This window comes from Isoptericola sp. BMS4 (assembly GCF_011634835.1).
Lineage (GTDB): Bacteria > Actinomycetota > Actinomycetes > Actinomycetales > Cellulomonadaceae > Isoptericola.
The window spans coordinates 548,122-573,406 of record NZ_SIRP01000001.1 but is presented as its reverse complement, the minus strand read 5'-3'; the positions used below and the strand labels follow the sequence as shown (position 1 = coordinate 573,406).

Here is a 25,285-nt window from a genome sequence, read left to right as displayed (position 1 = left end):
AACTCCCCGCGCCACCAGAGTTGTCAGGCTGTGCGCCCGGTGTACGACGCGCTCAGCCTGACAACTCACGAAGGAGACCCGTGACCCAGCTCGCCCGCCGGCTCGGCACCACCGACGCCGTCGTCATCGGCCTCGGCTCGATGATCGGCGCCGGCGTCTTCGCCGCGTTCACGCCGGCCGCGAGCGCCGTCCTGCCCGCCGGCACGGGCGCCGCCCTGCTGCTGGCGCTGGCGCTCGCCGCGGTCGTCGCGTACGCCAACGCGACGTCGTCGGCGCAGCTCGCCGCCCAGTACCCGGTCGCCGGCGGCACGTACGTGTACGGCCGCGAGCGCCTCGGGCCGTGGTGGGGGTACCTCGCCGGGTGGGGCTTCGTGATCGGCAAGACGGCGAGCTGCGCCGCGATGGCGCTGACCTTCGCCGCGTACGCGGCGCCGCCCGGGTGGGAGCGCCCGGTGGCGGCCGCGGCGGTCGTGGCGCTGGCCGCCGTGAACTACCGCGGCGTGACCCGCACCGCCCGCCTCACCCGGTGGATCGTGGCGCTGGTGCTCCTGACGCTGGCCGTGTGGACGGCGGTGGCGTGGGCCGGCGGGACGGTGGAGGCCCCGGCCGCGGCCGGGCTGACCGTGCTGGTCCCCGGGGCCCCGGGGGAGGTCGTCTACGGCGTGCTGCAGGCGGCGGGACTGCTGTTCTTCGCGTTCGCCGGGTACGCCCGGATCGCGACGATGGGCGAGGAGGTGCGGAACCCGCGGCGCACGATCCCGCGCGCGATCGTGCTCGCGCTGGCCGGCGCCGTGGTCGTCTACGCCGTCGTCGCGGTGACCCTGCTGGCGGTGCTCGGGCTGGACGGGATCGCGGGCACGACGGCGCCGCTCGCCGAGGCCGTGGCCGCGACGCCGTGGGCGGGCGTCGTCGTGCGCGTCGGGGCCGCCGCCGCGGCGCTGGGCGCGCTGCTCGCCCTGGTGGCGGGGATCGGGCGCACCAGCCTGGCGATGGCACGCGAGGGCGACCTGCCGCGGTTCCTGTCGGCCGTGCACCCGCGCTACCGGGTGCCGCACCGGGCGGAGGTGGCGCTCGCGGTCGTCGCGGTCACCCTCGTGCTGACCGTGGACCTGCGGGGCGCGATCGGCTTCTCGTCGTTCGGCGTGCTCGTGTACTACGCGGTGGCGAACGCCTCGGCGTGGACGCAGGACGGCGAGCGCCGGCTCTACCCGCGGGCGCTGCAGGCCGTGGGCCTGGCCGGGTGCGCGGTGCTGTGCGCGACCCTGCCGCTCCCGGCGGTGCTGACCGGGCTGGGCGTCTTCGCCGTCGGCCTGCTGGTGCGGGCGCTGCGGCTGCGGCGACACCCCTGAGGGTCCGAGCCGTCGCGTCCCCCGGACTGTTCGCCGGGTCCTCGCTAGGCTGACTGCATGAGCGTCACCGCCGAGTCTCGGGTCCTGCGGGAGACCATCGCGGCACACCGCGAGGAGCTCGACCGAGTCCTGCGCCGTTACCGCGCGCGCAACCCGCGGCTGTTCGGGTCGGTCGCGCGCGGCGACGCCATGTCGGCGAGCGACATCGACGTCCTCGTCGATCTGGAGCCCGAAGGCGGTAACGCCCTGATGCGAGTCGCCGGACTGGGCGAGGAGTTCAGCCGGGTGCTCGACAACCACCTCGAGCCTCTCGCTGCGACACTCCGCCCGCAGTGATCGTGTGTTCCTGACGCCCGACGACGCTCAGCCGCGGGCGCGGCTCGCCCCGAACGGGCCGCCGAAGACGAGGCTGATCCCGAGCACGTAGCCGACGTCGTACCAGTTGCCGGTGTTGTGCACCTCGTAGACGGACACGGTGTCGGTGAACAGCGAGACGACGAACGTGACCGGCAGGATCATCCCCTGCCAGAGGCCCCACCAGAACCCGTAGGGGCCGGCGCCCGACGCGGTGGTGGTGTCGACGCCCGGGTTGGCGCCGGCCGCGCACCCCGCGAGCAGGAGCAGGGCGGCGGCGACGGCGAGTCCCGCCGTCACCGCCCGCGCTCTGTCCGCCCGCCGTGGCTCCATGGCCACACGATGGCACCGCGCGGGTGCGCCCGCGCGCCGGGCGGACGGTTTCCACCCGCCCGCCCGGCCTGTCCCGTCAGGCGTCGGGGCCGTCGCCGGAGCGCCCGTGCTCGACGCCGGTGGCGAAGCCGACCGGGGCCGGCCCGCCGACGCCGAGGGTGACGAGCTGCGGCTCCGGGGCGGTCCCGCAGCACGACCCGCCGTCGTCGCCGAGGTCCGTCGAGCAGACGCCAGTCTCGGGCAGCTCGAGGTGGACCAGGTCGGCGGCGGCCCGGTCGCCGGCGAGGGCCGCGGCGACCGACCGCACCTGCTCGTACCCGGTGGCCAGGAGGAACGTCGGGGCACGGCCGTAGGACTTCATGCCCACGAGGTAGAACCCGTCGTCCGGGTGTGCGAGCACGGACTCCCCGTGCGGGGGCACGGTCCCGCACGAGTGCTGGTTCGGGTCGATGAGCGGGGCGAGCCGCACGGGCGCCTCGACGACGGGGTCGAGCTCCAGGCGGACCTCGCGGAGCATGTCGAGGTCGGGGCGGAAGCCGGTGGCGTTGACGACGACGTGCACCGGCAGGTCCAGGTCGCCGTCGGTTCCCGCCCGGCGTGCCGAGCCCTGGATGCGCACGATGTCGCCGTCCGGGAACACCCGCTCGATCGAGGTGCGGGTGAGCAGCTCGAGCCGGCCGGCGTCGACGGCCTCCCGGAGCCTGGTGCCGAGCAGGCCGCGCGCGGGCAGCTCGTCGTCGGTGCCGCCGCCGAAGAGCCGCCGGGGGGAGCCGCCGCGGATGGCCCAGGTGATGCGGGTGCCGGGCTCGGCGTCCGCGAGCTCGACGAGGGACAGCAGCGTGTTCGCCGCGGAGTGCCCCATGCCGACGACGAGGGTGTGGCGGCCGGCGAAGCGCGCCCGGTCGGCGCCGAGGACGTCGGGCAGCGCCCCGGCGAGGTAGGTGCCCGCGTCGGCCTCCCCGACGGCCGGCATGCCGCTGGCGCCCACGGGGTTGGGCGTGCCCCAGGTGCCGGAGGCGTCCACGACCGCGCGGGCGACGACGTCGTGGACCTCGCCGTCCGCGGTGACGGTCCGCACGCGGTATCCGCGGCGCTCGCGCCCGAGCGACCGGGTGCGGTCGGCGCCGTCACGGGCGACGGCGGTCACCCGCGTGCCGTACCGGATCCGCCCGGCCAGCGCCGGGGTGGCGGCCAGCGGGGCGAGGTACTGCTCGACGATCTGGGCCCCGGTGGGCAGGGCGTCGGCGTCGGGCTCGGCCCACGTCCCCGTGGCCTCGAGCAGGCGGCGCGCGGCCGCGTCGACGTCGTACCGCCAGGGCGAGAAGAGCCGGACGTGCCCCCAGGCGGCCATCGCCGCGCCGGGGCCGTCGCCGGCCTCCACGACCAGCGTGTCGAGCCCCCGTTCGAGCAGGTGCGCCGCCGCGGCCAGGCCCACCGGCCCCGCGCCGATCACCACGACCGGTGACCCCGTCGTCGTCCCCATGCTCCACCCCTTTGATCGAAGTTCGTCGATGCGAGGCTCAACGTATCCACAAACTTCGATGCGTGGCAAGATGGAGGGCATGCCCCCGACGCTCCCGGTCACCACGACCCCCGGCACCGACCCGGCGGCCTGCTGCGACCCCGTGACCGAGGCGCCCCTCACGGGCGAGCGGGCACGCGACCTCGCACGCACGTTCAAGGCGCTCGGCGACCCTACGCGCGTGCAGCTGCTGTCGATCGTGGCCGCGGCGGGCGGCGGCGAGGCCTGCGTGTGCGACCTCACCGAGCCGGTCGGCCTGAGCCAGCCCACCGTGAGCCACCACCTCAAGATCCTCGTCGACGCCGGGATGCTCACCCGGGAGCAGCGTGGCCGGTGGGGCTACTACGCGCTCGTCCCCGGCACCCTCGACGGCCTCGCGAACGACATCGCCGACATCGGCGACACCGCCAGGTAGGTCACCGCTACCGCGTCGCCGGCGCCACGCGCTCGGGCAGGGCCTCCAACCGGTCCGCGACCTGGGCCGCGCAGCCCGCCAGGTCACGGGCGATCTCGACGCTCAGCCCCAGATAGCGTGCCGGGTCGAGCAGCTCGGCCAGCTCCCGGTCGTCGAACGCCGCGCCCACCACGTCGTCCTGGCGCAGCAGCTCCACGAACGGTCGGCCGCTCGTCGCCGCCGCCTGCGCCACCTCGAACACCACGTCGTGCGAGCGCTGCCGCCCGACCTTCTCCCCCAGCGCGAGCATGAGGGACTCCGAGCCGATCATGCCCTCCGAGAGCCGGATGTTCGCCCGCATGCGCTCGGGATCGACCTCCAGGCCGTCGACCACGACCTCCAGCCGGGCCAGCATGTCGCCGGCCAGCACCGCCGCCGACGCCGAGACGTCCTCGAGCAGCGCCGTCATCGCCCCGTTGGCCTCCTGGTCGTGCAGCATCGACTCGAGCGCCGGCGCCGCGAGCGCGCGCAGCTCCGCCGACATCGTCATCATGTCCAGGGCGAGCTGCGGGTTGCGCTTGTGCGGCATCGTCGAGCTCCCGACCGTGCCCTCGGGCACCGGCTCGAACGCCTCGGCGAACTCGGGCTGCATCAGCGCGTACACGTCCTTGCCGATCTTGCCGATCGTGCCCGCGAGCTGCGCCAGCACGAGCACCAGCTCGACGATGCCGTCGTTGACCGACCTGGACGGCACCCGCATCGGGTGCAGGCCCAGACGGCGGGCGACACCCGCCTCGACGGCCCGCCCCGCATCCCCGAACGACGCGAACGTGCCCGCCGCCCCGCCCATGAGCACGCAGAACAGGCGGTCGTCGAGGCGCTCGAGCCGCTCCGCGTGCGCGACCAGCTGGTCGATCCACACGGCCGCCTTGAACCCGAACGTCACCGGCACGGCGTGCTGGGAGTGGGTACGGCCCGCCATCGGCAGCTCCGCCGCCGCGTCCGCGAGCCGGCCCGCCGCTCGCAGGACGCTGCCCAGCCGCCGCAGGAGTGCCCGGTGCGCGTCCCGCAGCACCAGCACGTCCGCCGTCTGGGTGATGTTCTGCGTGGTGGCACCCCAGTGCACCCAGCCGCCGTGCTTCGACCCGACGGCCCGGGCGAACTCCTCGATGAGCGGCACCAGCGGATGGCTCGCCTCCGCCGTCGCCGACATGACGCGCTTGATGTCGAGCTTCTCGATCCGCGCCGTGAGGGCGATGGCTCGTGCCGACTCCTTCGGGATGAGCCCGGCGTCCGCCTCCGCCAGCGCGAGGGCGGCCTCGACGTCGAGCCTGGCCTGCCAGCGGTTCTCACGCGTGAACAGTCGGGCGACACCCGGGTCGGGCACCCGCCCCTCGGTGAACCTGCCGAACGGTGCGACGATCATGACTGCTCCCGGGGCTCGACGGCGGTGTGCAGCATGATCGCCCCGCACCGGCCCCGGTGTACACCGCCGCCGGTGCGGGTGTCGGTGGCCGGTCAGGGCGAGACCTTCGCCGACCCGGCAGGCCACCCGTTCTGCCTCTGCCGGTTCTGAGCACGGGCAGGGGTGCGCCCGCGGTCAGCCCGGCAGCACCAGCGCCGGGCGGTCCGGGTGGTCGACGCGCACGACCACGTCCGCCCTCCGCTCGGGGCGCACCTCCCGGCGGTACCGGCTGTACGCGGCCAGCGTCCACGCGTCGTCGAGCGGCGTGTTCCGTGTCTCCGTGGCGGGCCGCAGCGCCAGGTGCACCGCAAGGTCGACCTCGAGCCCGCGGCCCATCGCCAACGACCCGTCCAGGACGACGACGGTGCCGGGCGGCGCGTCCTCGTAGCCCGCGCGCGTCGAACGGCCGGTGTCCGGGTCGCGCAGGCTCGGCAGGTACCGCCCGCGCTCGACGACGGACCGCAGCACCTCGCGGTCGAGTCCGTCGACGTCGATCCACTCGGTGAGCAGGGCGTCCGGGTCGCGGTGCCCCCGCTCGAGGCGCAGCGACCGCGCCCGCAGGAAGTCGCGGCAGCGCACCCGCCCGACCGGGCGCCCCTCGACGCGCAGCGGCTCGACGAGGGCGTCCGCCACCGCCTCCGGCCGGGTGGAGGGGTGGCCGTCCACGAGCACCCGCACCGGTGCTCCGGCGGGCCTGTCGAGGATCCGCCCGACGACGTGCGCGACGACGCCGTCGGCGGTCACCGGCTGCACGTGCACCCGGTCATGCTGCCACGCCGGTCAGCTCGCGTGGTCCACGCAGCGGGTCGACGCCGGCCGCGCCTCCAGCCGCGCGGCGGGGATCGGCCGCCCGCACACCTCGCAGACGCCGTAGGTGCCGGCGGCCACGCGGTCGAGCGCGGCGAGGAGCCGCTCGCGCTCGTCGCGGGCGTCGGCGGCCAGGCGCGCGGCCTGCTGCCGCTCCCACGCCAGCGTGCTGCCCTCGGGGTCGTGCTCGTCGTCGGCGTTCGAGTCCCGGGCCGCCTCCACGAGGCCGGCGACCGCGCGCCGCTGCGCCGCCAGCCGCTCGTCGACGGCGGCGAGCCGGGCCTCCAGCCGTGCGCGGGCGTCGCTCATCGGAGCAGTCTCGCACCGGCACCGGATGTTCGTCGGGCCGTCATCGACGCGCCACCCGGCCGCACCCGGCGCGGACACCCGCCGTTCCTAGCGTCCCCGGCGACCGACCGCCGTGCCGCCCACGGCCGCACGGCGCCGCCACGCCGAGAGGACCGCCATGACGCCGCCGAGGACCACCCGCCGCCGCTCCCTGCTCTCCCCGCCGGGGACGCGCACCGTCTCCGCCGCACTCGCCTTCACCATCGCCGCCGCGGTGGCCGGCGGCTCCGTGGCCGCCACCCTCGCGGCCCCACCCGTCGCCGCCGCCGCGGTGCCCTTCGAGCCGGGCGACGTCGCCTACACCGAGGACTTCGACTCCGTCGCCGACGGCGCGCTGCCCGAGGGATGGGACGCCGTCACCGGCGAGTGGGCGGTGGCCGACGGCCGCCTCGTCGGCGAGCCGTCGAGCATCGGGCGCATCACGTTCGGCCCCCACCTGGAGAACTACCGCTTCGAGGCGACCGTCCGCTTCGACCAGGTGAACAACGCCGGCCGGTGGATGGCACCCATCCTCGACATCTCCCCCGACGGGTCCGTCCCGTGGTGGCAGGCGGCGATGCGGTCGCAGACGACGGCGAGCAACGGCATCGAGCTCGCCACGCGCACCGCCGCGAACTCGTGGAGCGTGCCGTACACGGCCTCCGCACCCACCGACGCCGGCGTCGGGAACGACGTCGAGATCGCGATCGAGGTGCAGGGCAACGACGCCACCTGGATCTTCGACGGCCAGGAGGTGCTGGAGGGCCGCATCGACCGCTCGGACGACGGCGTGCTCGGCTTCGCCGCCGACGGCGCCCGCGTGAGCATCGACGACGTCGTCGTCACCGAGCTGGCGCCCAGGCCCGTGGTGAACGACGACGGCGAGCTGCCCGCCACGGCCGCGCACCGCGGCTACTCGTCGGTCACCCCGGAGAACTCGCTCGCCGCGTACGCCGCCGCGATGAAGACGGGTGCCGAGTACGTGGAGATCGACGTGCACACCACCGCCGACGGCGTCCCGGTCGTCATGCACGACCAGACCGTGGACCGCACGACGAACGGCACCGGAGACGTGGCCCTCCTCGACGTCGGCTACCTGGCCGGGCTGGAGGCCGGGTCGTTCTTCAGCCCCGCGTTCGCCGAGCAGCCGGTGCCGACGTTCGCCGACGTCCTCGACCTCATGGGCACGGGCTCCTCGGACCTGCTGCTGGAGATCAAGGGCCCGGAGACCCGCGAGGAGGTCGACCGGGTGATCGACATGATCCTGGACGCCGGGGTCGAGGACCGTGTGGTGCTCCAGTCCTTCGACGAGAACGCCCTGCGGTACGCCCACGACAAGGCGCCGCAGATCCCGCTGGGCCTGCTCCGCGGCAGCCTGGACGCCGACCCGGTCGCCACGGCCGAGGCGCTGCACGCCACGTACTACAACCCTTCGGCGGGCGCGCTGCGCACCCGCCCGTCCGTCGTGCAGGACCTCAACGCGGCCGGCGTCGGCGTCTTCGTGTGGACGGTGGACTCGGCGGCCGACTGGGCCGAGCTCGCCGAACTGGGCGTCGAGGGCGTCATCACCAACCGGGCCGGCGAGCACGTCGGGTGGACGGCGGCGCGGGAGCAGGCCGGCGACCGACCCGAGGAGCCGAAGGCGCACGGACTCCTGGCCGCGCTGGCCGGGCTCGACCTGTCCACCGGGCAGGCGCAGCAGCTGTTCTCCGCCCTGCACGGCGAGGACTGGGACCGCCTGGCCCGCGTGGTGACGAAGCACGTGGACGACGCCGAGCAGCGGGACGCTCTGCTGGCGGAGATCGAGGCGCTGCGGTCCTGACCGGCCGCGCGGCCGGGTCGGCAGACCGTACCCGGGTCGGCAGACATGTGTGCCGACCCGGGTATGGTCTGCCGACCGGACGTCAGAACCCGCGGTGGGTCCAGCGGCCGGCGACGAGGGTGCCCGCCACGGGCGTCGCGCGCAGGGCCGTGGCGGCGCCGTCGACGTCGTCCCCGGTGCCGGCGGCGAGCGGGTCGGCGTCCAGCAGCGCGAGGTCGGCCGGGCCGCCGACCGCCAGCCCCACGTCCCGGCCGTCCACCGAGGCGGCGAGCGCGGCCCGCACGTCGATGCGCTGCTCCGGGTGCCACGGGTCCCGCCCGTCGCGGGACCGGGTGACCGCGGAGGCGATCGCGGCCCACGGGTCCAGCGGCGCGACGGGGGCGTCGGAGCCCAGCGCGAGCCGCACCCCGGCCGCCCGCAGCTCCGCCAGCGGGAAGGCGCGAGCCGTGCGCCCCCGCCACAGCTCCTCGGCGACGTCCCGGTCGTCCATCGCGTGCTCCGGCTGCACGCTCGCCGTCACGCCCAGCGCCGCGAACCGGGCGACGTCGTCACGGCGCAGCAGCTGCGCGTGCTCCACCGAGCCCGCCGCGCCGGACGCCTCGAACGCGTCGAGCGCCAGGGCGTTCGCCCGGTCGCCGATGGCGTGGATCGCGCACCGCAGGCCGGCGGCGTGCGCGCCGGCCATGAGGGGCACGAGGTGGTCGGTGCCGACGTTGAGGACGCCGTGGGTCGCCGGGCCGCCGCCCATCCCGTCGTACGGGTCGAAGCAGTACGCGGTGAGCGTGTTGAGGGACCCGTCGCTGATCACCTTGAGCGGCCCCTGGCGCACCAGCGCGTCCATGCCCGGCTCCGGCACGACGAGCGGGTCACCGTCGCGCAGCCCGGCGTCGAGCACGGCGTCGAGGTGCTGCTCCCACACGCCGGCGCGCACCCGCAGGCCGTCCCACCCGGCCGCGATCCGCCGGCGCCACACGGCGAGGTTGTCCGCCACCTCCAGGTCGACGACGCCGACCACGCCGCGCTCGGCCGCGGCCCGCGCGGCGTCCGCCACCAGGGCGTCGGCGACGCCGTCGTCCACCGTGACGATGCGCGGGCTGGCGGGCATCCACTCCTCCTCGCGCAGCAGCCCCGTGGGGTGCTCCGCGATGCCGAGGAACCGCAGCCCCGCCGTGGACGCCCACGCCGAGTGCAGGTCGCCGGAGAGCAGGACGACGGGCACCTCACCCGCGACCGCGTCGAGGAGCGCCGCCGTGGGCTCGTCCGGCCAGGTCGCCCACCGGAACCCGTAGCCCACCAGCGGCTGCCCGCCGGCGGGCGGGCGCGCGCGGTCGAGCCGGTCGCGCACCAGCTCGGCGGCGTGCGCGGCGCTCGTCGCCCACGACACGTCGAGCCGGTGGCGCACCATCGCCCACTGGGTGAGGTGGGTGTGCGCGTCCCACAGCCCCGGCACGACCGTGCGGCCCTCGACGTCGACCCGCTCCGCGGCCGCGACCGCCGGCCCGGCCCCGGCGGGCAGCACCGCCACGATCCGCCCGTCGTCGAGCAGCACGTCCACGGGCGCGTCCGGCGCTCCCGCCCGCCGCGCATCCGTCAGCAGCAGCGCGGTCACGGGTGCGCCGCGCCGGCGTGCGACCGCAGCGCCTCGACGACCAGCGCGTGGTCGTCGCCCTGCGCCAGGCCCGAGACCGTCACGACGCCGACGATCCCCACGCCGTCGACGCGCACCGGGAACGCGCCGCCGTGCGCGGCGTACTCCTGAAGGGGCAGCTGGTGCTTGGCGTTGAAGTCGTGCCCCTGCGCCCGCGCGCGCAGTCCCACGAGGTACGACGACGCGCCGAACCGCTCCACGACCCGCACCTTGCGCTCGACCCACGAGTCGTTGTCGGCCGTGGTGCCCTCGCGCGCCGCGTGGAAGACCTGCTGCGGTCCCTTGCGCACGTCGACCGTCACGGGAAGGTCGCGCTCGGTGGCAAGGTCGACCAGGTGGCGGCCCAGCCGCCACGCGTCGTCGTGCGTGAACCGGGCCAGCACGAGCTCACGCTCCTGCGCCTCGACCTGCTCCACCAGTGCTGTCACGTCGTCCGGGGTGCTCATGCCACTACGGTCGCACGGTCACACGCACCCGACGCCGTCGCCGTCGCGGTCCAGCGCCCGCGAGTACCCGGGGTCGCCCTCGTGCACCGGGGCGGCGCCCGCGGCCCGCGCCTCGTCGCAGTTCGCGTACGCCGTCGCCCCATCGCCGGAGCCACCGGCGTCGCCGGCGTCGCCGGAGCCGCCGTCGTCGGCCGGTGCGGGCGCCCGCCCGGCGGCGTCCGCGGCCGGGAGCTCCTCGCCCGGGCACGTGTCCAGCACCCGGGCGATGGCGTCGTGCTCCGCCTGCGTCACCCAGAGCTCGTAGGCCTGCTTCACCGCGACCTGCCGCGCCACGTACGCGCAGCGGAACGGCTTGTGCGGCGGCAGCCAGGTGGCGGCGTCCCCGTCGCCCTTGCTCTGGTTCAGCGAGCCGTCGGAGGCGAGCAGGTTGAGCGGGTCGTTCGCGAGCAACCGCCGCTGCTCCTCCGAGAGCTGCTGCGCGCCCTTCTGCCACGCGTCGGACAGCGCCACGACATGGTCGATCTGCACCTCGGACGAGGTGTCCTGCCCCCGCCGGAACTCGATCGTCGTGCCGGAGTACGGGTCGTCGAACGTGCCCGTGAGGACCACGCAGCTGTGCGTGCCCTCCCGGGTGGTGATGTCGTCCAGGTCGCGCCGCAGCACGTCGTTGCGGGTGTCGCAGCCGTTGTGGTCGACGTCGGCCCAGGCCGGGCCGAACTCGTCGCGGTCGTAGCCCGTCTTCGGGGCGCGGCCCTTGACGTCGAGCTCCTCCAGCGCCGACAGCGCCGTGCCCGGCGCGGACGCGGGGGCCTCGTACGGGACGGAGCAGCCGGCCGCGGCGGTCGCCGCACCGGCGAGCAGCAGGGCCGCGAGGCCCGTCCGGAGGGTGCGACGGTGGTCGGGCGGTGCAGCGGGCATCGGTGTCTCCTGGGTGCGGTGCGTGGCCGGGGACACTCTGCCCGAGCGGACGGCCCCGCACGGTGAGGCGTGCCGGGTGAGACACGGCACACGCCCTACGCTCGCCGTGTGACCCGACTGGTACTGATTCACGGCCGTGACCTCGACGGACACCTGCCGGCGACGATCGAGAAGCACTGGCTCACGGCGCTCGGCGCGGGCCTCACGGCGGCCGGGTCGCGGCTGCGGGTGCGCGACGACGACGCCGACCTCGTCTTCTACGGCGACATGCTCGCCCACCTCGTCGAGGACCACGACGCCACCGACCCGCCCGTCACGGTGGAGGTGCGCTCCGTCGACGGCGCGGAGCTCGGGCGCCGCGCCGTGCCCGACCTGCCCGTGGACGAGCTCCGCTTCGTGCTCGACGTCGTGCGCGAGACCCTGTCGGGGGCCGGGGTGACGCCTCCCGAGGAGCCGCACGCGGCGGCGGCCGCGCCGACCGCGCGGGTCGCGGCCTGGGCGGACGGGTGGGTCTCCGACTGGGCCGACGGGCTGCGCGAGGCCCTGGCGGGGGTGCTCGCCACCCTGGACCGCCTCCCGGGGCTGTCGAGCGCCGCGGTGCTGCTGTTCGCGCGCGACGTGTGGACGTACCTGCACGACGACGGCGTCCGCGCGGCCGTCGACGAGGGCGTCGCGGCCGCGCTGCCCCGGGACGAGCCCGCCGTCGTGGTGGCGCACTCGCTGGGGGCGGTCGTCGCGTGGTCGGTGCTGGCCGAGCGTGCCGCGGACCTGGAGGTGCCGCTGCTGCTGACGATGGGGGCGCCGCTGCCGGTGCGCGCCGTGCGCGAGGCGCTGCTCGACCAGGGACCGCTGACCTTCCCGCCCGGCGTCGACCGGTGGGTCAACGCCCGGGACCCGCGGGACCTGCTGGCCCTGCACGACATCACGCCGGAGACGTTCCCGATGCCGGCCGGGTCCCCTCCCGTGGAGGCGCTCGAGGTGGTCAACCGGGCTCCCGGCAGCCATGCGGCCGTCTCCCTCGACTCCGACGGCACGCCGACCGGCTACCTCGCGACGCCCGAGGTGGCAGGACGGATCGCGCGGGCCCTCACTGCGTGACGACGATGCGCGGGCGGCCGGGGCCGGCTACGGCGCGTCCCGCCAGCCCGGCAGCACCCGGTCCAGCGCGGCGGCGAGCTCGATCGAGTCGCCGTCCTTGCCCCCCGCACCGAGCACGAGCGGTGGTCGGCTCGGCTCCGGCCGGGCGCCGCGCAGCCGGTCGAGCGGGGTCAGGGGCGCGGTGAGCACGTAGAAGTCGCCGTCCGCGCTCACGCCCGCGGTGCGGTCCTGGCGCAGGTACCAGCCACGCAAGCGGGTGCGTGCCGTGCCGCGGCCACCGTAGCCCTTGACCTCCAGCGGCACCGGCTCAGGGCCGCGCTCGCGGGCGGCGGCGACGAACGCGCGCAGCAGCTCCTCCGCCGCCGCGTGCTCGGCGTCCTGGCGCGCCCGCAGGCGCTCCGCCTGCACGCGCGCCGCCTCCGTGCGCTGCCTGGCCCAGTCGTCGCTCACCGGGGCATCCTCGCACGCGCCCGAGTTGTCAGGGTGAGCGCGACGTCTCTCCCGCGCTCACCCTGACAGGTCTTGTCCGTCCAGAGCTACAGCTCGCGCTCGGCGTAGCCGACGAGCGCGTCACGGACGAACGTGGCACCCTCGACGCCGCCGTAGTTCGCGGCGAACCGCTCGTCGGCGACGTACATCTCGGCCAGGCCGACGACGTACTCCTTCGGCGGGCGCCCCTGCTCGTGTCCCGGCGTACCGGGGATCGAACCGAGCCACTCGGCGTGCCGGGCGGCGAGCGCCTGCGCCTCGTCCGACGCCGGGTCGACGCCGCGCCGTGCCGCGTCGGCCCAGTCCTCGCCGAGGCGCCGCATGCGCTCCTTCCAGGCGGCCTGCCCCTCGGCCCCGAGCCCGCGCCACCAGGCGTCGGAGCGGGCATAGGCGTCGGCGCCCCAGCGCTCGGTCACCTCGTCCTTGTACTGCGTGTGGTCGAACCCGTCGAGCATGTCCTCGGCCATGATCCGATCTCCCTTCTCCAGTGCGGTCAGCGTTCGCTCCACGGACGCGATCCGGCGCGACAGCCGGTCCTGCTCGGCGCGCAGCTGGTCGAGGTGCCCGCGCAGCGCGTGGGCCTCGTCCGTCTGCTCGTCGAGCACGCCGGCGATGTCGGTCAGCGGCAGGCCCAGGTCACGGAGGAGCAGGATGCGCTGCAGGCGCCGCAGCGCAGCGTCGTCGTAGTGGCGCAGCCCGCCGGCTCCGGTGCTCGACGGCGGCAGCAGGCCGATCTGGTCGTAGTGACGCAGGGTGCGGCTGCTGACGCCGGCGAGGCGGGCGACGTCCTGGATCGAACGGGTCATGACTCGACGCTAGAGGTTGACGTCACGTCAACCGCAAGGGGTGTCGGTCGACGCCACCCACGGGTCGGCGACGGGGAGCACGGTGCACCCCGTCGCCGCGGTGACCCGGTCACCTGGGCGCCACCCTGTGTCGTCAGCCGGCCAGCACGTCCCGCAGCCGGGCCGCGAACGCCGCCGGGTCGTTGCCCGGCGACCACTCGTTCGCCGCGAACCCGCCGTGGTCGCCGGGGAACTCCACGGGCTCGGCCCCCAGCGCCGCCGCGAGCGCCTCAGCGCCCCGCCGTGCCATCGTGCCCTCGCCCGCCTCGCCGCGGGCGGGGACGAGCCGCACCGTCGAGGTCCGCAGGGCGTCGAGGTCCGGCTCGAAGCCCGGCATCGTGGCCATGTTCCGGCCGAGCAGCAGGTCGTCGCGGGAGCCGTCGTCCTCGGTGGGCATGCCGAACGCCGCCGGGTCGGGGGCCGGGCGGCGCAGGTACTCCTCGGTGAGCGGCTCGGGCTCCATGACGAGCTGGACGAACTTCGCCATCGCCGGCCCGTACCCGTCGCGCCGGTAGGTCTCGACGATGTCGGCGGCGGCCTTCGCCTGCACGTCGCGGTCCTCCAGCAGCGCCCACAGGGGCGGCTCGTGCGCCACCACGGTGCCGAGCTCGTGCGGGTGGCGCGCCACCCACGACAGCGCGTTCACCGCGCCGCCCGACGATGCGAAGACGTCGACCGGCCCGGCGCCGACGACGGCGCGGGCGGCCTCGAGGACACGGTGGCAGTCCTCGGCGTGGATCTCGACCGACACCTCGCCGTCGGTGGCGAGCGTGCTGCGCTCGACGCCGCGCGGGTCGTAGGTGATGACGGGCCGGTCATCCAGGTGCTCGACGAGCTGGGCGAACCCGGACGCGCCCATCGGCGAACCGAGGACGAACAGCGCCGGGACGTCTCCCGGCGTGGCGGGCATGCGCACGTCGTAGGTCAGGACGGCGTCGGGCAGGTCGAGGGTGCAGGTCGTCGTCTCGGTCACGGTGTCCTCCGTCTGCTGGTCACGCGGATGGCGTGTCTCCACCTCAGACGGTGCCCGACTACGAAACTCGTCGCACCCGGTCCGACGTCCCGCGGGCGCGCGGGCCGCGGATCCGGTCAGTCGTCGTCCGGGGGCCCGTCCTCGTCGTCGACGTCGTCATCGTCGTCCAGCGAGAACGAACCGTGGAAGTGGACGTCGTCCGGGTCCACGCCCAGCCCCTCGGCGATCTGCAGCCGGAGCTTCTCCGCCATCGTGACGTCCTTCGACGCCTTGCTCATCGTCCGGTACGTCTCCGCGTCGACGCCGAACGAGGCGCGCGTCCAGGCGTCGAAGGCGCGCTCGTAGGCGGGCGTCGGTCCCTCGGTGGCGAACTCGAGCAGCTCGGTGAGCGGGAAGTGGCGCGTGGTCGCGGCGGTGTCGCCCGTGGCCGCGAGCTCGACCGACAGCACGCCCTCGCCCACCTCGTAGCGGACGAGCTCGGGCCGCCGGAAGTACAGCGTCCGCGGCGAGACCGCGCCGCCGGGCGCGTAGCTCTTGGCCGTCACGACGAGCATCTCGTCGCTGACCGGCTCGCTGTCGGGGGTGGGCGGGTACGAACGCGGCTCGGGGCGGGTGGTGCGGTGGGTCATCGTCCTCCTGATGTGCTCGCGTCGAGCATGCGTCGTCGTGGGCCACGTTGTCACGGCTGTTCTTCCACAGCGGACGCCCCGCGCCGCGGCGGACGTCACCGGACGAGCCCGCACCGTCGTGACGTCGTCCACAGCACCCGCTCGTCCACAGGCCGACGCCGTGCGCCCCCGGTCGTCCCCTCCGCCCTGCAGCGTGGGCCCGACCGCGGCCGCCGGGCCGCTCCCCGCGACGAAGGAGACCGTATGCCATCCGCACCACCGACCCTGCCGCTCGCCGAGGTGCCCGCCGAACGGTTCGTGTCGCCCGTGCTCGTCGACCTGCGCACCGCGTGGTCGCTGGAGCGCGACCTCGCGACGGCCCCCGGCACCGCGCACGCCCCGTGGTGCACGGACGACCACGGGTGGCTGCTCGACGCCGGGGCGGACGTCCCGCTCGAGCCGCTGCTCGGCGCGGGCGCGCTCGCCACGTCGGCGTTCTACCCGTTCAGCCTCCTCGACGGGCCCGCCGCCGCGCGGCTGCTCGACCTCATGGACGAGGCGCGGCTCGCGAGCGAGCGGCAGAACGACGGCCCCACCCTCGGGGCCGTGCTCCGCGCCGTCGCGGCCCACCCGGACCGGCTCCTGGCCCACGGGTACGTCGTCGGGCCCGCGCGGTGCGACGAACGTCTCACGGTCGAGGGCGTCCTCGTGCGCACCGACGCCGCGGTCGACCTCGCCTCCGACGCCGGGCCCGCGGCCCTGCTGGACCACGTGCGCACCACGCTGGGCATCGACGACATGCGGGTGCCCCCGCACGAGATCACCCCCTGGTGGGGCTTCGGCCTCCCCGACGACGGGCCGCCCGAGCACTGGTACCGGCTGTGGTGGGACTGAGCGGGCCTGTGGACGACGCGCCGCATGCCACGCCCGTGACGGCTAGCGTGCGGACGCATGGCCCACCTCGACCTCGACACGGACACGCTCGCCGACGCGGCCACCCGCCTCCGCGCCGCCGCCGAGGCGGTGGGCCTCGCGCGCGCCGGATCGGGGACCACCGCCACGACCGGCACGGCCGTCCTCGACACCGCCACCCAGGAGTTCTGGGCGGCATGGGGCACGACGCACCACGCCCTCGTCGCCGAGGTCGGCGCGCTCGCGGACGCCCTGGCCCGGGCCGCGGCCGCGTTCGAGGACGCCGAGCGCGTCACCGCCACCGAGGTCGCGGACCTGCTGGGCGGTCCCGCATGAGCGACGTCGAGTACCTCCCGCTGACCGGCGACAGCCCCGGCCTGCGCACGCTCGCGGACCGGGCGTCACGGGCGGCCTCGGCGCTGGACGACGCGCACGCCGCCGTCCGCCGGGTCTCCGGCGGGCTGGAGGGGCAGCGCAGCGACGCGGTGTCGGGGGCCCGGCACCGGCTGGCCCAGGTCCTGGAGCGGCTGACGGCGTGCGCGGGCGGGCTCGGCTCCGCGGCGACGGCGTTCGGCGGCCACGCCGAGGTCCTGGAGCGGGAGCAGGCGGCCGCGGGGCACGCCGTCGCGCGACGCGACGACGCGCTCGCCCGCGTGCGGCAGCACGAGACGCTGCTCGGCGCGGGAGGGAGTTTCACGTGGAACGTGACACCGGGGCTGGGCGACGCCTGGCCCGCCGCCACGCAGGGCGATCTGCTCGCCGCCCGGGCCGACGCCGTCGCCGCCGAGGCGCAGTGGCGCGCCGCGCGGGACGCCAAGCACGCCTCTGCGCTGCGGACCGCGGCCGTGCTGGGCGGCCTGGCCGAGGTCCGGGCCGTGCGAGCGGCCGCCCTCGCCGGCACGTCGACGGCGGACTACCGCGCGTCGTGGCTGGAGGGCCGGCGCGTGGCCGCCCTGCTCGGGCCGGCCGGCGGTGGCGGGCGGGACGACGAGCGGCGGCTGCTGCGCGGCGAGCTGCGCGAGGTGCTCGTCGCGCACGCCGACGACGCCGTGTTCTGGCCGTCGTTCTGGGACACCGCCACGCCCGGGGACGTCTACCGTGCGCTCGGGCCGAACTACCGCGACCCCACACCGCCCCCGGACGACGACCTGCGGGCCGCGCTGGCTCACGGAGTCGCGGACTGGGCGCGCACCGCGACGCCGGCCGAGCGGACCGCCTTCGGCGCGGCCGTCGTGGACGGCGTCGGACGGTGGAGCGGGTTCGAGGCGCGGGCGGGGATCGCGGCCGCGATGCTCCCGCCGACCCTGCCCGCCGGCGTGCACGGCGGTGCGTACGACGCCCTCGTCGCGCGCTGGGACGAGGCGGGCGGCGACCTGTTCGGCCGCGCGGGGACAGCGGTGGTCGGGACCGCGGTCGCGGCGGGACTGGCACGGCACCCCCGCCTGGCCTTCGACAAGCTCGCCCCGGCGGACGACGGCCGGCTCGCGCGGCACAGCCGGGCCTGGTTCGGGTGGGCGGCACCGGCCCTGTGGACGCCACGGCCCGGCTGGCCCGACGGCGGGGAGGCGGTCGCCCGCCTGTTCCGCACCGCTGTGCGCGAGGGCAGCGACTCGCCCCGGCGCGCCGACCAGGCCCGCGCGGCGCAGCTCGTCGCCCACGCCACCCGCGACATGCGGGGCGGCCTCCTGGCGACCCCGGTCTCCGACCGCGCCGGTCAGGACATCGCGACCGCCTACGAGCCCTACGTCCCCTCGTTCGCCGAGGCGGCAGAGGACCAGCAGCCCGGGGTCACCGACGACGTGCTCCTGGCCGAGAAGTCCGACGAGCGCCCCCGCACCGTGGTGCAGCCGGAGCTCGACGCCTTCGCCCTGGGGGACGTCATCACCGCGACCTCGCACGGCCCGCAGGGGGCCGACGCCTGGCTGGACGGCGCCGTCCGGCTGCGGGACGACGTGATCGAGCGCGCCGTCTCCGGCGCCTACGACGGCAGCTACACGTCGGTGCGGGACAACCTCGGCGACCGGTACCTGCACGACGTCGGCGAGATCGCGGGGGCGATGGAGGCCGACACCGTCAGCACCGCCCGGGAGCGGATGGAGCGGCGCGACGCCGTCGTCGACCTGATCGGGTACGGCACCGCGCCCCTGCACCCCGCCGCCTCGACCGGGATCACCTTCGCGGCAGGCACGGTCGCCGAGACGATGCCCGACCACGTGGAGATCGCCCGCGCCGAGGTGCTCGCCTCGGAGGCGGAGGTGCGCCGGCAGTTCGCCGACCCCGTGTACGAGGCCGTCGTCGAGCACGACATGACGCTCATCAACTCGGACACCGGCGAGCCGTACACGCGGGACGAGGCCGAGCTGCGCGCCGTGAACCTCGACCCGGACAGCCAGTCGGCGTGCGCCCTGTTCGGCGAGTCCTACGCCAGCTCGTCGGGCGCCGGGCGGAAGCCGGGCGAGGTGTCCTGCGAGTCATGACGCGCCGCGCTCGTGGTTCCTCCCCGCGCATCTCGGCAGACGCGGCTGCCGGCGCCGATCCCGGCGACGTCCCATCTCCCCCGCACGGGTCGGGCCTTCGATGCGGGCAGAGCGCGACCTCGTCCGCGCGGGCTCGCCCGCACTTCTGAGCGGGGCGGCCCTGGCGGGTTCAAGCGGTCGTCGCAACACGCGTCGTCAGGCTGTCAAGAGTAGGCGGTTGAGTGGGCTTCGGCGTGGGGTCGGACGGGGACGGCTTCGGCGTGGGGTCGGACGGGGACGGCTTCGGTTCGGACGGCGTCGGCTTCGGGCTCGGGCCGTCCGACGGCTTCGCCGGCGGGGCGGTGTGCGACCCGCCACCGCCCCCGGTGCCCCCGCCCGACGCGCGGTCTCCGCCGGCCGATCCGGTGCCCTCGCCGCCGGAACGACCTTCGTCCCGGTGGCCGCTGCCGGGCCCCTGACCGGCCCGCGGCCGGTCCGCGGCCTGCGAGCCGCCCTTGCCGCCGTCGGACGCACCGCCCGCGCCGACCACGTCGCTCGGGTGCCAGGCGCGGTCCGGGATCGGCCCGGCCGCGAAGAACTCGAAGTGCCAGGGCTCCGGCTTGGACCCGTCGAGCCGCGCCCACGACGGGTTGTCCCACCCGAAGTCGGGCCCGTGCACGCGCAGCCAGGCGTACTCCGCGGACCGACCGGTCGAGATCGGCGTCGACAGGTCGACCGCCAGGCCCCACCCGTGGTTCGACGTGCCCGGCACGGCCGCCAGGTACGGCTTGGTCTGCTTGAGCCGGACCTGGACGTCGTACGGGCGGTACGAGTCCGTCATCGGGATCGCGGTGCCGAACTCCTCCTCGTACTCCTCGTTGAGCGCCATCAGCTGCTCGGCCGCGTCGCAGCGGAGCATGTGACCCGGCGCGAAGTCCAGGGGGCAGAGCACCGACGTGGGGATCCGGCCGTTCGCGTACCCGGCCGTGCTCCCGGCGTACTTCTCGACGACGGCCCGCAGCCCGGCCGTGAGCGTGCCCCCGGACGCCGAGAACGCCAGGTCGCCCGCGACGTGCGCCGGGACGATGCTCGTCACCAGCGTGGCCGACGCCGGGTCCAGGAGGTTCGCGAGCCGGGCCGCCGCGACCACCACGTCGTCGAACGAGACGGCCTCCGGCCGGCCCTCCGCGACGTCCGGGCCGCCGTCGCCCGCGGCCGTGCTGCCGTCGTCCTCCGTCGCGGGCGTGCCGGCAGCGGCCACCGACTCGCCGGCGTCACCGGCCTCGCCCGGGACGCGCTCGCCCGCCGCGCCGCCCTGCTCCTCCGTGCCGGCCTCGCCGGCGGCGTCCGCCTTCGGGTCGTCCACCTTCGGGTCGTCCGCCTTCGGGCCGCCGGTCTTCGCGCCGTCCGACGTCGTGTCGTCCGCCTTCGCACCCTCGGAGGTGTCGTCGGCGGTCCGGGGGGCCTCGGTCGTCGCGCCGGCCGCCGCACCGCCGGACTTCGCACCGCCGGACTTCGCACCGCCGGACTTCGTGTCGCCGGGCGCGGTGTCCTCGGTCTCCGCGCCGTCCGACGCCGCGTCATCGGGCCCCCCGTCGCCGAGCGCCGTCGTGCCGGACGCCGTCGTGCCCGTCTCCCCGGTGCCCGCGGGGTCGGTCGTGGTGTCGTCGGTCGTGTCGCCGCCGGCGTTGCGGGAGGTGCGCTCCGCGGGCTCGGCACCGGCGTCCGTCCCGGACTCACGCTCCTCCGGCGCCGGCTCGCCCTCCGCGACGGACGCCGGCCGGTCGCCGTCGACCCCGGCGCGCGTGGCCGCCTCCTGCGCGAGATAGGTGCTGAGCAGCATGCCCAGCTCGGCGGCGGCCTGGTCGATCTCGGGGGTCCGCGCTCGACCCTCCTCGTGGGCCGCGCGCTCGGCGCGCTCCAGCACCTCGAGCACCTCGTCGACCGTGGCGGGCCGCTCTGCGGTCTCGGCCCGCACCACGCCGACGGAGACGCCGGCACCGACCGGGCTGCCGGCACCGATCTCGGGAAGGTCCTGCGCGGCGTCGAGCGCGCTGCCGCCGGGCATGCCCAGCACGGGCAGCGCCAGGAGACCCGCCGCCAGGACGCACGACGCCGTCCCGGTACCGACCAGCCGCAGCACCCGACGGGCAGACGACAGGGACGCCGGACGGCGTCCCTGGTCAGCGCCTCGCGCAGACGTCACGACCGCATACCTCCCTCGGCATCGATGCGTCAGCGCCCGCATCTTCGCACACCCGCCGCGAGCCGTGTGACGCAGGCGACATCCCGACACTCCCACTGTGCGCCGACCGGCGGTCGCGTGCCACCCCTCCGCCCGGGCGAACCTCTCTCCGCGCGGAGGCCCGGCTGCCGCGTGCCGGCCGCCCCGCCGACCGTCCCGAGCCGCGAGGCACACTGGGCCCATGAGCGTCGTCGACCTGAACAGCGACCTCGGCGAGAGCTTCGCGCTGCGCGGGCTCGAGGAGGACTCGCGGATGCTCGCCGTCGTGTCCAGCGCGAACGTCGCGTGCGGCTTCCACGCCGGCGACCCCCTGACGATCCGGCACACCGTCGCCGTCGCCCTCGCCCGCGGGGTCGCCGTCGGCGCGCACGTGGGGTACCGGGATCTCGACGGCTTCGGCCGCCGCGACCTGGACGTGCCGAGCCACGAGCTGCGGGCCGACATCCTCTACCAGCTCGGCGCCCTACGGGCCCTGGTCGACGCGGAGGGCGGGCGCCTCGCGTACGTCAAGCCGCACGGGGCGCTCTACCACGCGGCCGCGCGCGACGAGCGGGTCGCCCGCGACGTCGCGTCCGCGGTCGCCGAGATCGACCCCGGGCTGGTCGTGCTCGGCCAGCCGGGCACGACGGGACTCGCCGTCGCCGCCGGCATGGGGCTGCCGGTGGCGACCGAGGCGTTCGCCGACCGCGCCTACGCGCCGGACGGCACGCTGGTGCCTCGCGGCGTCCCGGGCGCCGTCCTCCACGACGCGGAGGTCGTGGCACGGCGGGTGCTGCGGCTCGCCACCGAGGGCATGGTCGAGGCGGTCGACGGCAGCGTCGTCGCGGTCGAGGCCGACTCGGTGTGCGTGCACGGCGACACCCCCGGCGCGGCGTCGATGGCGGAGCGGGTCCGTGCGGTGCTCGACGAGGCGGGGGTCACCGTGCGGGCGTTCGCGGGTCCGGCCGGCGCGACGGCGGGCGGCTGAGCGTGCGCGTCCGCCGGGCCCGCGACGACGTGCTGCTGGTCGAGCTGGACGACCTCGCGCACGCCGTGGCGCTGCACGCGCGGCTGCGGGCCGACCCCGTGCCCGGCGTCGGCGAGACGGTGCCCGGCGCGCGCACGCTGCTGGTGTCGTTCGACCCCTGGCGCGTGGACGCGGCCGGCCTCGCGGGCGCGCTCCGGGCCCTCGCCGGGACCGTCGCCCGGGCGCCTGACGTGGCCGAGGGCGGCGGACGGCTCGTCGAGGTCCCCACGGTGTACGACGGCGCGGACCTCGACGAGGTGGCGCGGCTGCTGGGCTGCGGCACCGACGCGCTGGTGCGGCGCCACACGGCGGCGGCGTGGACGGTCGGGTTCGTGGGGTTCGCGCCCGGGTTCGCCTACCTCACGGGCGACGACCCGGGCCTGTCCGTGCCGCGCCGGGCCACGCCGCGCACCCGCGTGCCGGCCGGCGCGGTGGCGATGGCCGGCCCCTGGTCGGGCGTGTACCCGCGCGAGAGCCCCGGCGGGTGGCAGCTCGTGGGCCGCACCGACGTCGTGACCTGGGACGCCGAGCGCGACCCGCCGACGCCCTGGGCCCCGGGGGACCGGGTCCGGTTCGTCGCGGTGCGCCCGCGGGCACGGGCCGCGCCCCGCGATCAGGTCGGCAGTCCCGGATCTGGTCGGCAGTCCGGACTGCCGACCAGATCCGGGACTGCCGACGGGACGGGCGGCGCCGGGCTGGAGGTGCTGGCCTCGGGCATGCAGACGCTGGTGCAGGACCTCGGCCGCCCGGGGCTCGCCCACCTCGGGGTGTCGGCGTCCGGCGCGGCCGACCCACGCAGCCTGCGCGCCGCGAACCGCGCGGTGGGCAACCCGCCCGGCACGGCGGCACTCGAGGCGGTGGGCGGCGGGCTGCGGATCCGTGCGCGCGGCCCGCTGGTCGTGGCGCTCGCCGGGGCCGACCCGGGCGCCGTCGTCCACCAGGCCCGCGTCGAGCAGGCGGACGAGCGGGCCGACCCGGTCCCGGTCGGCCGGGCGCTGCGGCTCGCCGACGGCGACGAGCTCGCCCTCGGTGCGCCGGCGCGGGGCTGGCGCACCTACGTCGCGGTGCGCGGCGGCCTCGACGTGCCGCCCGTGCTCGGCTCCCGGTCCACCGACGTCTTGTCCGGCCTCGGTCCCGCCCCGCTCGCACCGGGCACCCGCGTCCGTTGTGGGTACACAGATGGCAGGGAATCGGGGCGCGATGCGCGCCGTCTGCGTACCCACAGCAGGCCGGAGGTGCTGCCGGGGGCCGTGGCGACCGACGACGTCGGGGCGCCCGACCCCGCCGCGCTGCCCGCGCCCGGCGAGGTCGCGACCCTGCCGGTCGTGCTCGGGCCGCACGACGACTGGTTCGACGCCGCCGCCACCCGGCTGGGCGGCCAGGACTGGGAGGTGACACCCCGGTCGGACCGGGTGGGCCTGCGGCTCGACGGCGCACGCCCGCTCGACCGGGCGCCGTCGTCCCGCGACCGCGAGCTGCCCAGCGAGGGCTGCGTCACCGGGGCGCTGCAGGTGCCGCCCGACGGCCGGCCCGTGCTGTTCGGCGTCGACCACCCGCTGACGGGCGGCTACCCCGTCGTCGGAGCAGTGGCCGCCACGCACCTGTGGCTGCTCGGCCAGCTGCCGCCCGGCACGCTCGTCCGCCTCCGCCCGACGGTTGTGGGTACGCAGATGGCGTGATTCCGGGGGCGGAATCACGCCATCTGCGTACCCACAGCACGCGGGGCGGCGGGAGGGTCAGGCGCGGGCGCCCGCCTCCGCGGGCTCGCGGCCCGCGTCCTCGGCCGGCGCGTCCTCGGCCGGCGCGTCCTCGGCCGGCGCGGACGGCTCGGGCCCGCCGGACTGCTCGGCCTCGTCCTCGTCCTCGCCGAACAGGTTGTCCGCCGACGCGGCGCGGTACTGCTCGAGGTCGATGATCCCCTCCCGCTTCGCGACGATCGTCGGCACCAGGGTCTGGCCGGCGACGTTCACGGCGGTGCGGCCCATGTCGAGGATCGGGTCCACGGCCAGCAGCAGGCCGACGCCCGCCAGCGGCAGCCCCAGCGTCGACAGCGTCAGGGTGAGCATGACCATGGCGCCGGTGAGACCCGCCGTCGCCGCGGAGCCCACGACGGACACGAACGCGATGAGCAGGTAGTCGGTGACCGACAGGTCGATGCCGAAGATCTGCGCGACGAAGATCGCGGAGATCGCCGGGTAGATCGAGGCGCAGCCGTCCATCTTCGTCGTCGAGCCCAGCGGCACGGCGAACGACGCGTACTCGCGCGGGACGCCGAGGTTTCGCTCGGTGACGCGCTCCGTCACCGGCATGGTGCCCACGGAGGAGCGCGAGACGAAGGCGAGCTGGATCGCGGGCCAGGCGCCCCTGAACCAGGCGATCGGGCTGAGCCCGTTGGCACGCAGCAGCACCGGGTACACGACGAACAGCACCAGCGCGAGGCCCACGTAGATCGCCGCCGAGAACGAGGCGAGGGACCGCAGCGACTCCCAGCCGTAGGTGGCCACGGCGTTGCCGATGAGGCCCATCGTGCCCAGCGGCGCGAGGCGGATGATCCACCACAGCACCTTCTGCACGATGGCGAGCGCGGAGCGGTTGAACTCCAGGAACGGGTCCGCCTTCGGGCCGGACTTCAGCGCGGCGATGCCGATGACGAGCGCGACCACGAGGATCTGCAGCACGCTGAAGCTGACGCCGGTCTCGGCCGAGAGGGACCCGTCCGCGCCCGCCTCGACCGACGTGCGGGCGCCCAGGCCGAGCACGTTGGTGGGGATCAGGCCGTTGAGGAAGTCCAGCCACGTCCCGGTGCTGCTGGGCTCGGCGCCGTCCGCGGCCGAGAGCGTGGTGTTGTGGCCGGGCTGGAACGCCAGGCCCAGGCCGAGACCGATGGCCACGGAGATCGCCGCCGTGATCGCGAACCACAGCAGCGTCTGGCCGGCGAGGCGGGCCGCGTTGGTGACGGTGCGCAGGTTCGCGATCGACGCCACGATCGCCGTGAAGATCAGCGGCGGCACGATCGCCTTGAGCAGGGTGACGAACGACGAGCCGATGGTGTCGAGCGTCGTGGTCAGGCCGTTGGGCGTCTCGCCGTCGGCCTGCGGGCCGAGGGACAGCGCGAGCCAGCCGAGCAGCACGCCCAGCACGAGGCCGCCGATGATCTGGACCGAGAAGGACGGGAGGCGCAGACGACGCCGGGCGGGGGTCTCGCCGCCGGGGATCTTCGCCGTGGTGGAGCGGGGCACGAGGGAGCCTTTCGCCTCGGGTGCCGTAG

24 protein-coding genes are annotated in these 25,285 nt (G+C 76.1%); 10 read left to right on the top strand and 14 right to left on the bottom strand.

Annotation, left to right across the window (positions count from 1 at the left end; translation table 11 throughout):
* Positions 1-80: 80 nt before the first annotated feature.
* Both EYB28_RS02510 and EYB28_RS02505 read left to right on the top strand, forming a co-directional pair.
* Positions 81-1,349 carry an APC family permease gene (locus EYB28_RS02510; protein ID WP_166844568.1) on the top strand — a complete coding sequence of 423 codons (1,269 nt, stop codon included), beginning with the start codon at positions 81-83 and terminating at the stop codon, positions 1,347-1,349.
* Between the two features lie 57 nt (positions 1,350-1,406).
* Positions 1,407-1,685, top strand: coding sequence for a nucleotidyltransferase family protein (locus EYB28_RS02505; RefSeq protein WP_166844566.1), 279 nt, complete (start codon positions 1,407-1,409; stop codon positions 1,683-1,685).
* Between the two features lie 27 nt (positions 1,686-1,712).
* On the opposite strand, the gene EYB28_RS02500 is transcribed toward EYB28_RS02505, so the two are convergent.
* Entirely contained in the window at positions 1,713-2,003 is a 291-nt protein-coding gene (locus EYB28_RS02500) for a hypothetical protein (RefSeq protein WP_240930358.1), read from the bottom strand.
* Positions 2,004-2,112: 109 nt separating this feature from the next.
* Positions 2,113-3,519: an FAD-dependent oxidoreductase gene (locus tag EYB28_RS02495; protein WP_166844562.1), complete on the bottom strand. Its 1,407-nt coding sequence runs from the start codon at positions 3,517-3,519 to the stop codon at positions 2,113-2,115.
* Positions 3,520-3,598: 79 nt separating this feature from the next.
* Here EYB28_RS02495 and EYB28_RS02490 point away from each other — a divergent pair, with 79 nt between their 5' ends.
* Positions 3,599-3,973 carry a metalloregulator ArsR/SmtB family transcription factor gene (locus EYB28_RS02490; RefSeq protein WP_240930357.1) on the top strand — a complete coding sequence of 125 codons (375 nt, stop codon included), beginning with the start codon at positions 3,599-3,601 and terminating at the stop codon, positions 3,971-3,973.
* A 7-nt stretch (positions 3,974-3,980) separates the two neighbouring features.
* Here EYB28_RS02490 and EYB28_RS02485 read toward each other — a convergent pair whose 3' ends face one another.
* From EYB28_RS02485 to EYB28_RS02475, 3 genes are all read right to left on the bottom strand, one after another.
* The gene (locus EYB28_RS02485) at positions 3,981-5,378 is read right to left on the bottom strand and encodes an adenylosuccinate lyase family protein (RefSeq protein WP_166844558.1); all 1,398 of its coding nucleotides are present in this window, start codon (positions 5,376-5,378) and stop codon (positions 3,981-3,983) included.
* 174 nt (positions 5,379-5,552) lie between these two features.
* Positions 5,553-6,176, bottom strand: coding sequence for a uridine kinase (locus EYB28_RS02480; RefSeq protein ID WP_166844556.1), 624 nt, complete (start codon positions 6,174-6,176; stop codon positions 5,553-5,555).
* Positions 6,177-6,197: 21 nt separating this feature from the next.
* Positions 6,198-6,533, bottom strand: coding sequence for a TraR/DksA family transcriptional regulator (locus EYB28_RS02475; RefSeq protein WP_166844554.1), 336 nt, complete (start codon positions 6,531-6,533; stop codon positions 6,198-6,200).
* A 157-nt stretch (positions 6,534-6,690) separates the two neighbouring features.
* Between EYB28_RS02475 and EYB28_RS02470 the strand changes: the two genes are divergently transcribed.
* A complete protein-coding gene (locus EYB28_RS02470; protein WP_166844552.1) occupies positions 6,691-8,373 on the top strand; it encodes a glycerophosphodiester phosphodiesterase family protein in 1,683 nt (560 codons plus the stop codon).
* A gap of 82 nt (positions 8,374-8,455) precedes the next feature.
* On the opposite strand, the gene EYB28_RS02465 is transcribed toward EYB28_RS02470, so the two are convergent.
* Genes EYB28_RS02465 through EYB28_RS02455 form a run of 3 tightly spaced genes read right to left on the bottom strand, consistent with a single transcriptional unit; the run spans position 8,456 to position 11,385 of the window.
* Complete coding sequence (locus tag EYB28_RS02465; RefSeq protein ID WP_166844551.1) at positions 8,456-9,982, bottom strand: amidohydrolase; 1,527 nt, start codon at positions 9,980-9,982, stop codon at positions 8,456-8,458.
* Entirely contained in the window at positions 9,979-10,467 is a 489-nt protein-coding gene (locus tag EYB28_RS02460; RefSeq protein WP_166844549.1) for a heme-degrading domain-containing protein, read from the bottom strand. Before EYB28_RS02460 ends, EYB28_RS02465 begins: the two co-directional genes overlap by 4 nt.
* Before the next feature lie 18 nt (positions 10,468-10,485).
* Positions 10,486-11,385, bottom strand: a complete 900-nt coding sequence (locus EYB28_RS02455; RefSeq protein ID WP_166844547.1) for a DUF1524 domain-containing protein — start codon at positions 11,383-11,385, stop codon at positions 10,486-10,488.
* A 108-nt stretch (positions 11,386-11,493) separates the two neighbouring features.
* Here EYB28_RS02455 and EYB28_RS02450 point away from each other — a divergent pair, with 108 nt between their 5' ends.
* Positions 11,494-12,483, top strand: a complete 990-nt coding sequence (locus EYB28_RS02450) for a hypothetical protein (protein ID WP_166844545.1) — start codon at positions 11,494-11,496, stop codon at positions 12,481-12,483.
* Positions 12,484-12,510: 27 nt separating this feature from the next.
* Here the strand turns inward: EYB28_RS02450 and EYB28_RS02445 are convergent, their stop codons facing one another.
* The 4 genes from EYB28_RS02445 to EYB28_RS02430 all read right to left on the bottom strand — a co-directional run bounded on the left by EYB28_RS02445 (position 12,511) and on the right by EYB28_RS02430 (position 15,419).
* Positions 12,511-12,933 carry a hypothetical protein gene (locus EYB28_RS02445; protein WP_166844543.1) on the bottom strand — a complete coding sequence of 141 codons (423 nt, stop codon included), beginning with the start codon at positions 12,931-12,933 and terminating at the stop codon, positions 12,511-12,513.
* A gap of 86 nt (positions 12,934-13,019) precedes the next feature.
* Complete coding sequence (locus EYB28_RS02440; RefSeq protein WP_166844541.1) at positions 13,020-13,778, bottom strand: TipAS antibiotic-recognition domain-containing protein; 759 nt, start codon at positions 13,776-13,778, stop codon at positions 13,020-13,022.
* A 133-nt stretch (positions 13,779-13,911) separates the two neighbouring features.
* Positions 13,912-14,790, bottom strand: coding sequence for an alpha/beta fold hydrolase (locus tag EYB28_RS02435; RefSeq protein WP_166844539.1), 879 nt, complete (start codon positions 14,788-14,790; stop codon positions 13,912-13,914).
* 116 nt (positions 14,791-14,906) lie between these two features.
* Positions 14,907-15,419, bottom strand: coding sequence for a hypothetical protein (locus tag EYB28_RS02430; RefSeq protein WP_166844537.1), 513 nt, complete (start codon positions 15,417-15,419; stop codon positions 14,907-14,909).
* Between the two features lie 243 nt (positions 15,420-15,662).
* Between EYB28_RS02430 and EYB28_RS02425 the strand changes: the two genes are divergently transcribed.
* From EYB28_RS02425 to EYB28_RS02415, 3 genes are read left to right on the top strand one after another with little or no spacing between them, the layout of a single operon-like run.
* Positions 15,663-16,292 carry a hypothetical protein gene (locus EYB28_RS02425; protein WP_166844535.1) on the top strand — a complete coding sequence of 210 codons (630 nt, stop codon included), beginning with the start codon at positions 15,663-15,665 and terminating at the stop codon, positions 16,290-16,292.
* Between the two features lie 57 nt (positions 16,293-16,349).
* Complete coding sequence (locus tag EYB28_RS02420; RefSeq protein WP_166844532.1) at positions 16,350-16,646, top strand: hypothetical protein; 297 nt, start codon at positions 16,350-16,352, stop codon at positions 16,644-16,646.
* The gene (locus EYB28_RS02415) at positions 16,643-18,787 is read left to right on the top strand and encodes a hypothetical protein (protein WP_166844530.1); all 2,145 of its coding nucleotides are present in this window, start codon (positions 16,643-16,645) and stop codon (positions 18,785-18,787) included. The genes EYB28_RS02420 and EYB28_RS02415 overlap by 4 nt, the downstream gene beginning before the upstream one ends.
* Before the next feature lie 169 nt (positions 18,788-18,956).
* Here the strand turns inward: EYB28_RS02415 and EYB28_RS02410 are convergent, their stop codons facing one another.
* Positions 18,957-20,972: a M15 family metallopeptidase gene (locus tag EYB28_RS02410; protein ID WP_166844529.1), complete on the bottom strand. Its 2,016-nt coding sequence runs from the start codon at positions 20,970-20,972 to the stop codon at positions 18,957-18,959.
* A gap of 220 nt (positions 20,973-21,192) precedes the next feature.
* Here EYB28_RS02410 and EYB28_RS02405 point away from each other — a divergent pair, with 220 nt between their 5' ends.
* Both EYB28_RS02405 and EYB28_RS02400 read left to right on the top strand, forming a co-directional pair.
* Positions 21,193-21,978, top strand: coding sequence for a LamB/YcsF family protein (locus tag EYB28_RS02405; protein WP_166844527.1), 786 nt, complete (start codon positions 21,193-21,195; stop codon positions 21,976-21,978).
* Between the two features lie 2 nt (positions 21,979-21,980).
* Positions 21,981-23,696 (top strand): urea amidolyase family protein, encoded by a 1,716-nt coding sequence (locus tag EYB28_RS02400; RefSeq protein ID WP_166844525.1) that lies wholly within the window; start codon positions 21,981-21,983, stop codon positions 23,694-23,696.
* Positions 23,697-23,753: 57 nt separating this feature from the next.
* Here the strand turns inward: EYB28_RS02400 and EYB28_RS02395 are convergent, their stop codons facing one another.
* Entirely contained in the window at positions 23,754-25,256 is a 1,503-nt protein-coding gene (locus EYB28_RS02395) for a cation:dicarboxylate symporter family transporter (protein ID WP_370459429.1), read from the bottom strand.
* Between the last annotated feature and the right edge of the window lie 29 nt (positions 25,257-25,285).